General features: G+C 34.7%; 13 protein-coding genes and 1 tRNA gene. 4 read left to right on the top strand and 10 right to left on the bottom strand.

Annotation, left to right across the window (positions count from 1 at the left end):
• The first annotated feature begins 7 nt into the window (after nucleotides 1-7).
• Nucleotides 8-112, top strand: coding sequence for an IS3 family transposase (locus IPZ78_RS17390; RefSeq protein ID WP_225554781.1), 105 nt, complete (start codon nucleotides 8-10; stop codon nucleotides 110-112).
• Between the two features lie 43 nt (nucleotides 113-155).
• Here IPZ78_RS17390 and IPZ78_RS15430 read toward each other — a convergent pair whose 3' ends face one another.
• The 5 genes from IPZ78_RS15430 to IPZ78_RS15410 form a co-directional block, all read right to left on the bottom strand.
• Nucleotides 156-1,715: an FMN-binding glutamate synthase family protein gene (locus IPZ78_RS15430; RefSeq protein ID WP_225554886.1), complete on the bottom strand. Its 1,560-nt coding sequence runs from the start codon at nucleotides 1,713-1,715 to the stop codon at nucleotides 156-158.
• 120 nt (nucleotides 1,716-1,835) lie between these two features.
• A complete protein-coding gene (locus tag IPZ78_RS15425; RefSeq protein WP_225554885.1) occupies nucleotides 1,836-2,603 on the bottom strand; it encodes a Rossmann-like and DUF2520 domain-containing protein in 768 nt (255 codons plus the stop codon).
• Between the two features lies 1 nt (nucleotide 2,604).
• Nucleotides 2,605-5,082 (bottom strand): heme lyase CcmF/NrfE family subunit, encoded by a 2,478-nt coding sequence (locus tag IPZ78_RS15420; protein ID WP_225554884.1) that lies wholly within the window; start codon nucleotides 5,080-5,082, stop codon nucleotides 2,605-2,607.
• 25 nt (nucleotides 5,083-5,107) lie between these two features.
• Nucleotides 5,108-5,518, bottom strand: coding sequence for a cytochrome c maturation protein CcmE domain-containing protein (locus tag IPZ78_RS15415; RefSeq protein WP_225554883.1), 411 nt, complete (start codon nucleotides 5,516-5,518; stop codon nucleotides 5,108-5,110).
• Between the two features lie 188 nt (nucleotides 5,519-5,706).
• Nucleotides 5,707-6,957 carry a dicarboxylate/amino acid:cation symporter gene (locus tag IPZ78_RS15410; RefSeq protein WP_225554882.1) on the bottom strand — a complete coding sequence of 417 codons (1,251 nt, stop codon included), beginning with the start codon at nucleotides 6,955-6,957 and terminating at the stop codon, nucleotides 5,707-5,709.
• 58 nt (nucleotides 6,958-7,015) lie between these two features.
• On the opposite strand from IPZ78_RS15410, the gene mnmD reads away from it, so the two are divergent.
• Nucleotides 7,016-7,687 (top strand): tRNA (5-methylaminomethyl-2-thiouridine)(34)-methyltransferase MnmD, encoded by a 672-nt coding sequence (gene mnmD, locus IPZ78_RS15405; protein WP_317197584.1) that lies wholly within the window; start codon nucleotides 7,016-7,018, stop codon nucleotides 7,685-7,687.
• Between the two features lie 96 nt (nucleotides 7,688-7,783).
• Nucleotides 7,784-8,260 carry a lipocalin family protein gene (locus tag IPZ78_RS15400; RefSeq protein WP_225554881.1) on the top strand — a complete coding sequence of 159 codons (477 nt, stop codon included), beginning with the start codon at nucleotides 7,784-7,786 and terminating at the stop codon, nucleotides 8,258-8,260.
• Between the two features lie 45 nt (nucleotides 8,261-8,305).
• On the opposite strand, the gene IPZ78_RS15395 is transcribed toward IPZ78_RS15400, so the two are convergent.
• From IPZ78_RS15395 to IPZ78_RS15385, 3 genes are read right to left on the bottom strand one after another with little or no spacing between them, the layout of a single operon-like run.
• Nucleotides 8,306-8,806 carry an FKBP-type peptidyl-prolyl cis-trans isomerase gene (locus IPZ78_RS15395; protein WP_225554880.1) on the bottom strand — a complete coding sequence of 167 codons (501 nt, stop codon included), beginning with the start codon at nucleotides 8,804-8,806 and terminating at the stop codon, nucleotides 8,306-8,308.
• A 21-nt stretch (nucleotides 8,807-8,827) separates the two neighbouring features.
• A complete protein-coding gene (locus IPZ78_RS15390; RefSeq protein WP_225554879.1) occupies nucleotides 8,828-10,843 on the bottom strand; it encodes a thioredoxin domain-containing protein in 2,016 nt (671 codons plus the stop codon).
• 21 nt (nucleotides 10,844-10,864) lie between these two features.
• A complete protein-coding gene (locus tag IPZ78_RS15385) occupies nucleotides 10,865-11,356 on the bottom strand; it encodes a SixA phosphatase family protein (RefSeq protein ID WP_225554878.1) in 492 nt (163 codons plus the stop codon).
• Between the two features lie 85 nt (nucleotides 11,357-11,441).
• On the opposite strand from IPZ78_RS15385, the gene IPZ78_RS15380 reads away from it, so the two are divergent.
• Nucleotides 11,442-11,528 (top strand) — tRNA-Ser (locus IPZ78_RS15380).
• A 21-nt stretch (nucleotides 11,529-11,549) separates the two neighbouring features.
• Here IPZ78_RS15380 and IPZ78_RS15375 read toward each other — a convergent pair.
• Together IPZ78_RS15375 and IPZ78_RS15370 are read right to left on the bottom strand one after the other, a co-directional pair.
• Nucleotides 11,550-12,569 carry a hypothetical protein gene (locus tag IPZ78_RS15375; RefSeq protein WP_225554877.1) on the bottom strand — a complete coding sequence of 340 codons (1,020 nt, stop codon included), beginning with the start codon at nucleotides 12,567-12,569 and terminating at the stop codon, nucleotides 11,550-11,552.
• Between the two features lie 110 nt (nucleotides 12,570-12,679).
• Nucleotides 12,680-13,447 carry a glycosyltransferase family 2 protein gene (locus tag IPZ78_RS15370; protein ID WP_225554876.1) on the bottom strand — a complete coding sequence of 256 codons (768 nt, stop codon included), beginning with the start codon at nucleotides 13,445-13,447 and terminating at the stop codon, nucleotides 12,680-12,682.
• Between the last annotated feature and the right edge of the window lie 8 nt (nucleotides 13,448-13,455).

Raw genomic sequence — 13,455 nt, 5'->3', positions numbered from 1 at the left:
AAAGGAAATAATAAGTTATATCAATTACTATAATAAGGTTAGAATTAAATCAAATTTAAAAGGAATGAGCCCGATAGAATACCGAGCTCATTATTTCAAAAAGATTGCATAAATTCGTCTAACTTTTGGGGCGCAGTCCATGTCGACCTCTTTTTTTAATCTTCTAAAAATTCTTCCTTTTGAAATGAGCTTTCTTTTTTATTGAACATACCGGTGTTTTTGAAGTAGATTTCGTGAAAACTTATGGTGTTAATTCCATCAACTTTTCGGAAGAATTTATCTGCGCGAATATCGTCAACGGTTTTAAAACCACATGCTTCCATAATTTCTACCGTTGCACGTAAAGTATTTCTATGAAATTGTGCAACACGCACATGTTTATCTGCTACATCCAAACCTTTATAAAGATGCGGCTTTTGTGTTGCTACGCCTACTGGGCAGACATCCTCGTTACATTTCAATGCTTGGATACATCCTAAAGCGAACATCATACCACGAGCACTATAACATGCGTCAGCACCTAAAGCTAATGCCTTCATCAGATCAAAACCTGTCACAATACGACTTGAAGCTATAACCTTGATGTGTTTTTTTAGACCATATTTAATAAGTGTTGTCGTAACAAAAGTCAATGCATCATATAGTGGCATTCCTATGTTGTCAGTGAATTCAAGAGGCGCAGCTCCTGTTCCACCTTCTGAACCATCAATAGAGATGAAGTCTGGGAATATTTGAGTATTTTGCATTGCGTTGCAAATGTCAAGAAACTCTTGCTTGTCACCAATACATATTTTGAATCCAACGGGTTTATATCCAGACAATTCGCGTAATTTCTGAATAAAATACATCATTTCTTCAGTATTAGTAAATGCACTATGAGCAGGAGGGGACATGACGTCTGTGCCTGGTACTACGTGACGAATAGCAGCTACTTCTGGAGTGTTTTTTGCTGCAGGTAGTATACCTCCATGACCAGGTTTTGCTCCTTGAGACATTTTCAATTCAATCATTTTTACATATGGTCTATTTGATTTCTCTGCAAATAGTTCCGCATTAAAATAACCGTTTTCATCTCGACATCCAAAGTAGCCTGTACCTACCTGCCATATCAAATCACCTCCATTGATATGATATTCACTAATACCTCCCTCACCTGTATTATGCGCAAACTTTTGCAATGCTGCGCCTTTATTTAGCGCTGTAATGGCTGTTTTGCTCAATGCGCCATAACTCATTGCTGAAATATTGAAAATACTTAAGCTGTACGGTTGTTTACAGGCGCTGTTACCTACAGAAGTACGTAGGTCATGGTTGTCAATATGTGTTGGGAATATAGAGTGTGCTACCCATTCATTGCCGACAGCTTGAGGATCTGATTGCATACCGAAAGCTACTGTTTCGCGTTGATTTTTAGCGCGTTGGTATACTAGTGAACGTTGTCTTCTGTTGAATGGACGACCGTCGGTATCTGATTCCCAAAAGTATTGTCTTAATTCTGGACGAAATGATTCAAAGAAATATCGAAACGCACCAATTAGAGGGTAGTTTCTTAAAATAGCATGATGAGTCTGTACGCTGTGGTAGATCGCTACAATTAATAACGGTACAGGAATTATTAATAACCAAAACCATCTTGGTGTGAAAATTAGACCAAATGAAATGATGATTAGGTTTATTACAATAATAGAGATAAGAATTAGTTTTCTAACTGCCATGATTTAATCTGAAGTTACTATATATACTAATATTTAGTTGAAAATGTTTTAGCAAAATTAGCAAGTAATTTCAGCATTCAGAGGGTAGTTAGCACTTTTATTTATTTCGTAAATAAAATCTTATTTGTGGTATCTTTTAATAATAAAGTCTGTTAAAATTTGATATATTTTACTTTCCTCAGGGAATTGACTTAAGAATTGTAAATGCTTATCAATGATATTATAATCTGCTCTACGGGCAGGACCTGTTTGTGTCGTCTCAGGTAAATGATTTTGAACCTTAATAGCCGTTTCTAAAATGATAGGTTTTAAGAGCTCAAAGTCAAGATTTGCATTATCTAAAATGTCTTTTGAAATTTGAAAGAGTGCATTGCTAAAATTGTTGGCTATGACAGCAGAAAGATGTAATGCTAGCCTTTGATTGGAGTTACAATAGAAAGATTTTGAGGCAATAGTTTTAATCAGCTGCAATAGCATTTCCTCATTTTTGAAAGTATTTGCTTCTATAGCAAAAGGAATCAAATTGAGATCTGTATCTATATCTTTGTTAATACTCTGAGGGGGATATACAACACCATAATTTTCAAATTCATCTAAGATATTCATATCGGTAGCACCCGAAGTATGAACGATAATACCTTTAATGTTTTTATTGAGATTGTTTGTAATTTCAGGAATTGCGCTGTCTGAAACGGATAAAATGTATAAATCTGCATCTAAAAGAATTTTAGATAGATCATTGATGCAGTCGCTATTAACCACATTAGCCAATGCTTGTGCATTGGCTAATGTGCGAGAATAGACTTGACTAATGGTGTGACCAGCAGTGTATAATGTCTTTGCTAAGTGTGTTGCAATATTACCACTACCAATTATTACCGCATTCATATTACTCTGTATCTAGTTGTCCTTTTGATTTACTTTCTTTAACTCTTCTAACTATCGCCATAATAAATCCGATAGTCATTATAATAGTTCCTGCCCAAAAGAAATTAATGTATGGGAATTTTATTGCTTTAAATACAATCCATTTTTTCTCTGGTAAAGGTTTTTGATAAACCATTATTTCTAACTTGTCTTTGTCTGGGACAATATTAGTAAATCTGAATTTTAAACCTTGCTCAGAAACATCCTTATTAAAATCGAAAGCATTGCCATCTTTCAATAAGAAAATAGGTTCTGCGTTGAACTCTTTTTGATCTGAAGCAATAACTTTAATCTTTAATCCTACAATGATATCACCAGCTTTTAATGGAATATTCTCTAATTTAGCTTCTTTATTAACGCCTTCAATTACGAAAATACCATTTCTATAACGTAGGGTGTCACCAATATTCACTTCATAAGTTGCAGGCTCGTCATAATCTTCAAAACCTGTTTTTTTATCATCTTGAATCTTATTCAGTGGAGCGTGCGAATCTGCAGCAGCTGCTGTAATTAATGTATAGATATCGTGAGAAATATAATGTTTAGTATCAGGTGTACCTATCAACCCACCCATTTCTGGGTTGTTTTGAGCAAATGGACTTAATGTAAATGATTCTTTTACATTTCCAGTTTCTTCGTCTATTCTATCATATTTAATATGGTAATAAACATTTGGAGCAGCTACACTGTCGCCTGTATAGGTAATACGGTACTCACCCATTTGTACAGGTTCTCCTTCTGTTAAGAATAAGTTTTCTCCAGGGTCAGTGAATTTATCTCCGTCTTTACCAAAATTCTTTACACCAATGTAACCACTCTGGTTTACAGAAATAACTTCATTAGTCGCCGCTGCGACCAATGCACCAATAACTAAAAGTCCAAAACCGATATGCGATACAGCAGAACCTGTCAACTTCCATTTGCCTTTGATGGCATCGCCAAGAATACGAATGTTAGCAATAATACAGAACGTTCCTGTGAACATAATAAGTACATACATCACATTAGTGTATGTCTTTGTTAAATATACTGCTCCCGCAGCAAGGACGATTGAGACTATTAGAGAAGCTATAATCGAAGCCCAGAATTTATTAGCATCTGTGCGTTTATATTTTAAGAATTGAGCGATTGCTGTCAATAGTAAAATTACTACAGCGAATGCTCCTTGCCATTTGTTATAGTGTGCGATTGGATCAATAGGAGGGGCTACTTTCGTGCCGAATAAGGCATTGAAAACAGGAATTGAAGTCGTCGCAATCATTTGGACGCAAGCAACGGTCAATACTAGGGCGCCGATAAATAACCAAAACTCTCTAGAGTAGATTTCTTCTTCTTTCTGAGTTTTAGGTAGTTCTTTTCTTCTCCAGATTAACAACCCAATCATTATGGCTAAAAAGGTAAGATTGAAAGCTATCAATTGCCCATTCATACCTAAAGTTGTGAAAGAGTGTACCGAAGTTTCTCCCAATACACCTGAACGTGTTAGGTATGATGCGTAAATAACTAATACAAAACTTATTAAGGATAATAAAGTAGCTGTGAAGTAACCATGTCCTGAATGACGGAATGCTAATATAACATGAACTGCAGCAATCAATGTAAACCATGGAATGATAGAAACATTTTCCACAGGATCCCAGGCCCAGAAGCCACCAAAATTTAATGCTTCATAAGCCCAAAATGAGCCCATGATGATACCCGCTCCTAAAATCATCACCGCGAATAAAGCCCAAGGTAAGCCCGCTGATGTCCATTCTTTGAATCTACGTGTCCATAGACCAGCCGCAGCATATGCAAAGGGAATAATCATCGAAGCAAAGCCTAAAAACAATGTAGGCGGGTGAATCACCATCCAGTAATTTTGAAGTAAAGCGTTTAGCCCTTTACCGTCAATCATGGATAGATAGTTTGGATCTTTAAATATTGGAGCATCCATAGCATCACGCAATAAGATAAATGGTGATGAACCAAGACGGTTGCCAAATATCTCAACTCCGATTAGCATACTCGCCAAAAATGTCTGACATAGCATTACGAAAGTCATGACAGGAGATTCCCAAGATTTAGCACGGAATAGTAGTACACTTCCCAATACCATCTGCCAAAACATCCACAGCCAAAAACTTCCTTCTTGACCTTCCCAAAAAGATGAGATAATATAATGTGTAGGCAATGAAGTGTCCGAATGCGACCATACATAGTAATATTCGAACATATGGTTGTATATCATGTAGAACAATAGAGAGCCTATTGTAAGTACAGATATTGCGTTTAATACAAAACCGATTCGACCCATTTTCTTCCATGATTTCTCATCGGGGTTTTGGGTAGCAAAAAAATAACTTATTAAAGAGAATAAAGCCGCTCCAAATGATAAAATCACAAAGAATTGACCAATCTTACCCGGCAGAAGGTTTTCACCTACGTAATTGATATCCATTGAATAATTATGCTAAAAAATATGATTATAAAGATGCGCTTGTGCTTATCGCTTCTTTTACTTCCATTTCGTCTTTATTGTATTTTGAAGGGCATTTCATCAAAATCTTTGACGCATAAAATGTATTTCCTTCCATTTTTCCCGTCAAAACAATTTGTTCTGATCGCTCAATGTCTTGAGGTTTTGAGCCATTAAATACCACTTGACATTCTGTACTGTCATTGTCATACATGTAAAAAGCAAAATGATTGGCATCTTTTACAGGATCATAAAACAAGGCTTTTTCTTTATTCAATACGCCGACTACGTATAATTCAGTTTTCTTTTCTTTTGCCTCAGAAAAAGTAGAATACGTACTTGAATCTGTATAGATAACCAAAATCATAGCTATAGCCACAGCTATGATAACAATCAGGATGATTGAACTTTTTTTCATACTAAATTTCACTTAACCAATCACAAAATTACGAAAAGGGATTTGAAAGAATGAATTTACCAAGAATAGCTGTTTATTTAGAATTGTTCTTAATAATGTTTTGTTGATTATAAGTGTCTGAAAAACTATTAGTTGTATTTTAGTTTGATTTGGGTGAGGATAAATGAATACAGATTTTAACCACATTATTACAATTCAATTGTGTCTACATCTTTTGTTGATGTCACTTGAAATTTTTCTCCTGAAAATTTGGTTACTAACATGGCGGCTACAGTATCTCCTGTTGCATTGAGTACGGTTGCTAAGGGATCAACTAAGACTCCGATAATCATAATGGCAGGAACCGCTTCATTTGGTATACCATAAATAGAAATCATAAGCATTTCGCCTATAAATCCTCCATTTGGAATACCTCCAGCGACCATGCTTACTAATAGGGTAATTCCGACTGCGGTTACCATTGTCGTGGGTTCGAAAAAATTCCAATCCAAAATGGCAAATGCCACATATATCTTCAGTATAGATGAAATTGCTGAACCATTTTTGTAGAGTGTATTTCCTAATGGAATTACGACGTTTGCAATAGAATCGGGTATTCCAATTTTTTTTGCAGCAAGTAAATTGGCTGGTAATGTCGCTAAACTGCTGCATGTGCTCAAGGCGGTTAGCGATGGTGTAATATTATGTTTCCAATACTTTTTTACCCCACCATTTCCATCGGCAATAAAAGCATAAAAGGAAAAAACGATCAAAAAGAATATAATGCCAAATATGTAATAGAAAGCAAGTGGCTTGGCATAGAATCCAAATAATTCAGGTCCTAATGACTGTACTTGGTAAGCGAAGTAGGCTCCTAAACCGATTGGTCCTAAGTACATCACTAACGCTAAAAGATTTTTCATGACCTCATTTCCTGCAAGCAAAAAATTAAGGAAAGGCTTTCCTAAATCACCACTCTTGCGAACAGAAACCCCTATTAGGAACGAAAAGATGACAAAGGCAAGAATATTTTGTCGAGATAGTAGATTTACAAATTCTCCTACACTCACAAAACGTACGATTTTATCACCCCATGTGTCTTCTGGATTAGAATTAATAGCTTCAGTGAATGTACTGGTATCTTTAATCGCTGTGACAGGAAAAGCCCACAAACCTAAAATGGTTAGAATAGCGGCTATAGCTATGGTGACGATAAATACAGTAGTCATTATCCCTAATATTCTGCCAAGTTTACCATTACTTTCAATATTAGCAATGGCAGACGATATCGCAAAAAATAAAAGGGGTATAACTGCTACAAAAAGTAAATTCAAAAAGATATCACCAATAGGTTTGATATAGGCAACCAAATCAGGAAGAAATAAACCTATTAAACTTCCTATAATTATTCCTATCAGAAGAAGTATAATGCTGCTGTAACTCTTTAGAATAGTTTTCATGTGGTGATTTATGTAAAGCGAAAATAGTTTTTTTGTTTTAGATTTGACACAATAAAATATGATTATGGATTTTGTGACGACAGGTGATGGTTCAAAAACAATTTATAATGCGCAGATTGGCGAGAACTACCACTCTAAACATGGTGCTTTGCAAGAAAGCAAGCATGTCTTTTTAAAAACGGGCTTGCAGTTTTATTTAGAGAAGGAAAAGGTTAAAGAAGTGTCAGTTTTAGAAATTGGCTTTGGAACTGGATTAAATTTTATAATGACGGCTGATTATTGTCTTGCTGAAAATGTAAAGTTGAATTATTGCGGTATTGAAGCTTATCCATTAGAGAAATCTATAATTGAAGGTATCGGTTATAATGAATTTGTCTGCGGCGATATTTGGGATTCATATATAACTAATTATGCTGCAGCATTAGAAAATGATGTTGTGTTGAATAGTTTAATAAGTTTGAAAGTTGCCCATACTAAGCTTTTAGCGTTTGAGACATCCAGACTTTTTGATGTTATTTATTTTGATGCTTTTGCGGCTGTACATCAGCCTGAGATGTGGTCTGACGAGACATTAGCTCATGTTGCTAAATTTTTGAAACCTGGAGGTGTCTTTGTTACTTATGCAATTACTGGAAATCTCAAACGAAGTATGAAAGCGCTTGGATTTACTATCGAGAAGGCACCAGGTGCTCCAGGTAAGCGTGAGATGTTGCGCGCTATAAAATTGTAATAAAGAGTCCACAACAAGCTATTGATTTTTTAGAAACAATATTTTTGGTTAATATTGTATATTTATGAATAATTATATTAACCATATTGAAATTTTATGAAAATTCATTACTTTCTTTTTGTTTTTGCTACATTATTTTTTTCTTGTGCTAAAAACGATTACAATTCTCCTGAAACAACACAACAAGGTGATATTACTGGTACTTGGGAGTCTATTTCTTCAGAAATAATAGCTGAAGAAGGCGGTAAAGTTGTTGATAAAGAGTCAACGAAACATACCGATCCACTTCAAAAACAGACGATTGTTTTCCGGTCAGATAAATCGGGTATGGAAAAAACATACAATGAAGACACTGAAATGTGGGATGAAAATGAGTTTACCTATACGATCAAGGGAAATAAGGTTATTATTCATTATTCGGACGAATCAGCTACAGGTGTTGCGGGAATGTTTGGTATAGATTTAGAAAATTTCGAAATGACATACGCTATTTCTGGTAATACGTTAAAAACATATTTTGAAATAGAATTTATAGGGACAGTTAAAGTAACTACACAATATATTAAAAAGTAAAAGCGAGTCCAACGAACTCGCTTTTACTTTTATCATCACGTTTAATTAGTGAGCTTCAGTACCATCGATACCGTGTGAGTGTCCGTGAGACAACTCTTCTTCAGTAGCAGGACGTACATTTAATACTTCGATTTCGAAGCTTAATGATTTACCAGCCATAGGATGGTTTAAGTCAGCTACAACAGCCTCAGGAGTTACATCAACTACTACTGCACGGAATTGATTTCCTTGGTTATCTTGTAAAGGTAATACTTCGCCTAATGGAGGTAAGCCTGTTTCTTGAAACATCTCAGCTGGCAATTGAGCGATAGCTTTATCATCTCTTTCGCCGTAAGCATCAGCAGCAGCTAAGTCGAAAGATGTTTTGTCACCTTCGTTTAATCCTGCGATGTTTTCTTCGAATTTAGGTAACATCATACCTACACCATATAAGAATGTTAAAGGATTTTCTGTAGTCGTTTGTTCAACAAATGTTTTTTCGCCGTTTTCTTCGATTGTATGAAGAATGTAATTCAACGTTACTACGTTGTTGTTTTCTATTGCCATTTTTACGTTGTTATATGAGGATTACTCCCCGTTATTATTTAATAATTCTATCAATTGTGTAATCGACGATTGTGGAAGACTACATGTTTTGTTGCGACAAAGGTATGCTTTTGATAGCATATCTTGTCTATTTTGTAACAAAGGAAGGCTGCTTTTTGTTCCCCCTAATGTTATTTTATTTGGGATATATTTGCTGGCATCTAGCTCTTTTCTCCACTGAGTTGACTCGTTACCTGTTAATGCTATTTCGTTTACACCATAATGATGCTCTAATAGTTGTATTGCCCAATTTGAATAGGCTGATCCATAGGATTTGATATGTGGAAATACGTTTGCAAATACTTGATCAGCTATTGCTGTGTAATTTTCATTATCAAATAATAAGCCTAATTTGTACAACTGACGAATTGTCACAGAACTGGATGCTGGTATCACATTGTCCATGATTTCGCTCTTGCGTGCTATAAGTTCTTCTGAATTATTGGCGGTATAAAAGAATGTTTCAAGTTCTTTATCATAGAATTTTTCAATGGCTATATCCATCAAATTTTTCGCGTTTAATAACCATTTTTCCTCAAATGTGGCCTCATATAAAGCAATGTAAGCCTCAATAGTGAATCCGTAATCATCTAAAAATCCCTTAATCTGACGATTGTTATCGGTAGGTTGGTGTAAAAGCTGATTGTCAGTTGATGTACAGCGATGTTGGATAAAATGTGCAATATTAATTGCTAAATCGAGGTGTTCCTTTTCTTCAAAAGTACGGTACGCGTCGACCAAACCTTTAAGTAAAAGTGCATTCCAAGTAGTCAGTTGTTTATGATCTAATCCTGGACGAATTCGATGACTACGGTACTCGAGTAGCCTCGTTTTTATTTCCTTCAAATAAGAGTCCCATTCTTCTATAGAAAAACCAGCTTGCTGAATCAAATTCTGATTAGACATATTGACAAAAGGGATGTTAATTTGCTCTTCAGACCAATTCCCATTTTTGGTAATATTAAAATATTCACGAGCTAAATCAGCATCTTCACCCAAGATATCAAAGTCGTTATAATTGAAAGTGTAAAATTTACCTTCTACTCCCTCACTATCGGCATCTAGTGCAGAATAGAATCCGCCATTTTCGGCCAACATTTCACGTTTAGCCCATTCAATAGTCTCTAAGACAACGTTTTTATACAGTGGATTTGGCTTTTGTTGATAAGCTTCTGCATATAGTGATATTAATTGACCATTGTCATATAGCATTTTTTCGAAATGCGGAACATGCCATTTTTCATCTACAGAATATCGAGCGAAACCTCCTCCAATTTGATCGTAAATTCCACCATTGGCAATTTTTTCTAGAGTAAAATGTACATGGTTAATGATTTCTACGTCATCTGCCAATACGCCATAGCGTAAGAAAAAAAGCCAATTGTTTGGTAGAGGGAATTTTGGCGCTCTTCTATATCCACCATCTCGTAAGTCAAATTGTTCTTTCCACGGTAATACGACAGATTTAATATCCAATAACGTATATTCTTCTGGAATAGGGGATATGGGGAGTTTTTCAGCTTTGTTGATTCCTGATGTTAAACGTTCTGCATAATCAATCGCTGTTTGAGGTGTATCTTCCCACATTTGTGCGATTTGTAACAATACATTTTGCCAATCGTGCGCCTTGAAATACGTTCCGCCATAGATCGGTCTTCCGTCAGGCAAACAGATTACATTTAATGGCCAGCCACCGGCATTAGTCATCAATTGAACAGCTATCATGTAGATTTGATCAATATCAGGTCTTTCTTCTCTGTCTATTTTGATGGAAACATAAAATTTATTCATGGTCTGTGCGATAGCTTCATTTTCGAAACTTTCACGTTCCATCACATGACACCAGTGACAGGCTGAATAGCCAATGCTAATTATGATAAGTTTGTTTTCTTCTTTAGCTCTTTCCAATGCTTCCTGTCCCCAAGGAAACCAATGCACGGGGTTGTGTGCGTGCTGTTTGAGATATGGAGAATTTTCGTGTTGAAGTTTGTTTGCCATACCTTACGAAGTTACTGAAATTTATTCAGTGATAACAGTTTCAAGCTGACATGTACTGCCCGATACTTCACTAAAATTAAATCCTTCAGGCAAAATTATCTTAGCAATATGAGAGGTTTTGAGATCGATGTAAGAATCACACAAGTAATTCGTCAAATCTGATAATCCAGGATTGTGTCCAAATATTAAAACAGTATCAATATCATTTGGAACTTTATTGATAGCTTTTAAAATCTCCAAGAAATACGCTTCGTAAATACTTTTTTCTAATTGAATATCCTTGGTATGATAATTTAATAGGTCACAAAATATTTCGGCAGTTTGTAGGGCACGATTGGCGCTAGAGCTTATTAACAACGTGTTATTATGTGTTAATTGGTGTTTCAATTTCAGTCCAATTAATCTAGACCTTACTTTACCCTTATCGACCAGATTTCGGTCATAATCTCTTTTTGAGAAAGAATGATCTTCAGCTTTGCCGTGGCGAATAAGATATAATGTTCTTGTTGACATATACATAAAGATAACATATTTATATAAAATTTAATTATCTCTTTGAGATGTCTTGTAAATGTTTATTTTTGCGAACACATTGCACAGAGAGGTGTCCGAGTGGTTGAAGGAGCTAGCCTGGAAAGCTAGTATACGGGTAACTGTATCGAGGGTTCGAATCCCTTCCTCTCTGCAATATATTTATAAACGTCGTTTAGTTCGGCAATAGAATCGGAATATGCTCTTTCTGATCAAAAATATATTTTATCCAATTATTGAAATCATATTTCTCTTTTAATTCATTATCAACGGGTTCATAAGGGATGTTGAGAAAATCAGTTATTTCATCAGTATTCTTTTCGTCCCAAATAAATATATTATTCGGATTATAGAAATCGTATTTTTTTACGGTCTTATTTGTCGTTATTAGTTTTTTATTATAGCCTAAAGATTCGAAGGTTCTAAAGCTAAGCCCATTATGTATTGGATTGTGAATGTCTATAAGCATTGCTGAATTAATAGTATTCGCTAGATTTTCTTTGTAATTCAACTGTATTTCAATACAATGCATACCATTATTTACAATTTCTGACTTTGTTGTTTTACTATTTGTATATAGTATGATATTGTCATCAATGCCATTATTATTTAGAATATTCTTTAACTTAATTATATTAGGCATACGCTTTTTTTCATAGGTACCTATGAAATACGCTTTCTCATTTTTTTCAAAGTAATGATTTACATCTTCTGAATTGATGAAGAAATTTGTTGTTGGCAAGGTGCTGGTAGATAAGTCTTTATTATCAAAAATATAGAACTTGTCAAAGAGGGATATATAATCTTTCACAGAAGGGTACCTGTTCAAACCATCCCATTGATATGCGACAAAAGTTTGAATTTTTGACTTAATATTTTCTATAAAACTTCTAGGAAATAGGTCTGGACGTATAAATAGGCCATATTGACAATTAGGAATAATTTTAACTAACGAATTTAAATAATCTTCATGTGCTCTGGCTCTAAGTATTTTTTTAAATTCGTAATCTTGAAGAATAGCTTTACGATAACAATTATGTAGTCTTTGAAGTAATCCGTTATAACGAAAAGGTTGTTGTGTAATATTGGATAGATCAATAATAGTATAATTTAGCTTTTCTAATTCTTTTTTAATAGCCTCTGAAAAGCCAAAATTGATAGGAGCTGAAAATAGGATTGTCTTATTACCGATCATTTTAATATTCGTTTAGTTCTTAAAACGAATATTGTAAAGGAAATGCGACAGATATTAGTACAATAAATTTTTATAGCTGCAAAGCTTTTCGAAAAATTAGTGAGTTACAACTATTTTAAAAAACCTAAAAATTTGAGAAGCGTATTGTATGGTTTAGACCACGTTCGCTGTATACGGAGTGGACCATTCAACACTTTGTTGTAGAATTCTTTATGCCTTTTATTTAATAATAGATTGATTTCAGGCTTTAAGTTTCTAGTACGTACTCGTTTTGAATTTGCTCTAATACGATACTGATATCCAACAATGGGAAGTTTGTAAACTTCACCTCCATTTTTTAACATAGAAATCCAAAAATCCCAATCTTCTCTACCTTTAAATTCAGGACAATACCCTCCTGCTAATTGCCAATCAGATTTTCGGTATAATGCTGAAATGTGAAGTATGTTTTGTCGTGCTAATAGGTTAATATTGAAATCGGGTAAGTCACGAGGTCCAGTTTTGTCACCAAAAAAAACACCTTTTGAGGTAACGACTTTTACTTCTGGTCTTTCATCCAAAATTTTTACAGCCTCAGAAATATAGTTGTAGCAAATCATATCATCTGAATCGACAGGCATTATATATTTGCCTGACGCTTCTTGGATAGCATAGTTTCTTGCTACTGCTACACCTTGATTTTTTTGCTCCAGTACACGTATGTTATTATGTTTTGTGAGATAACTGTTAGCGATTTCTAAGGATTTATCTTTAGAACCATCATCAACTAAAATAATCTCAATTAAAGGATAATCAGATTCTAAAACCCAATCTATTGTCTGTGCAAGGTATTCTTCTGAATTATAGAATGGAATAACAACTGTAACTAGTGAATTCATGCGATGGT

This window comes from Sphingobacterium bovistauri, assembly GCF_020295405.1.
Classification (GTDB): Bacteria; Bacteroidota; Bacteroidia; order Sphingobacteriales; family Sphingobacteriaceae; genus Sphingobacterium; species Sphingobacterium bovistauri.
The sequence above is the reverse complement of the archived record's forward strand: the minus strand, read 5'-3'. Positions and strand labels throughout refer to the sequence as shown.

Bases quoted from the DNA above. Each gene is read 5' to 3' on its own strand.
- IPZ78_RS15430 (WP_225554886.1), bottom strand. From the start codon at position 1,715: ATGGCAGTTAGAAAACTAATTCTTATCTCTATTATTGTAATAAACCTA.
- IPZ78_RS15425 (WP_225554885.1), bottom strand. From the start codon at position 2,603: ATGAATGCGGTAATAATTGGTAGTGGTAATATTGCAACACACTTAGCA.
- IPZ78_RS15420 (WP_225554884.1), bottom strand. From the start codon at position 5,082: ATGGATATCAATTACGTAGGTGAAAACCTTCTGCCGGGTAAGATTGGT.
- IPZ78_RS15415 (WP_225554883.1), bottom strand. From the start codon at position 5,518: ATGAAAAAAAGTTCAATCATCCTGATTGTTATCATAGCTGTGGCTATA.
- IPZ78_RS15410 (WP_225554882.1), bottom strand. From the start codon at position 6,957: ATGAAAACTATTCTAAAGAGTTACAGCAGCATTATACTTCTTCTGATA.
- mnmD (WP_317197584.1), top strand. From the start codon at position 7,016: ATGATTATGGATTTTGTGACGACAGGTGATGGTTCAAAAACAATTTAT.
- IPZ78_RS15400 (WP_225554881.1), top strand. From the start codon at position 7,784: ATGAAAATTCATTACTTTCTTTTTGTTTTTGCTACATTATTTTTTTCT.
- IPZ78_RS15395 (WP_225554880.1), bottom strand. From the start codon at position 8,806: ATGGCAATAGAAAACAACAACGTAGTAACGTTGAATTACATTCTTCAT.
- IPZ78_RS15390 (WP_225554879.1), bottom strand. From the start codon at position 10,843: ATGGCAAACAAACTTCAACACGAAAATTCTCCATATCTCAAACAGCAC.
- IPZ78_RS15385 (WP_225554878.1), bottom strand. From the start codon at position 11,356: ATGTCAACAAGAACATTATATCTTATTCGCCACGGCAAAGCTGAAGAT.
- IPZ78_RS15375 (WP_225554877.1), bottom strand. From the start codon at position 12,569: ATGATCGGTAATAAGACAATCCTATTTTCAGCTCCTATCAATTTTGGC.
- IPZ78_RS15370 (WP_225554876.1), bottom strand. From the start codon at position 13,447: ATGAATTCACTAGTTACAGTTGTTATTCCATTCTATAATTCAGAAGAA.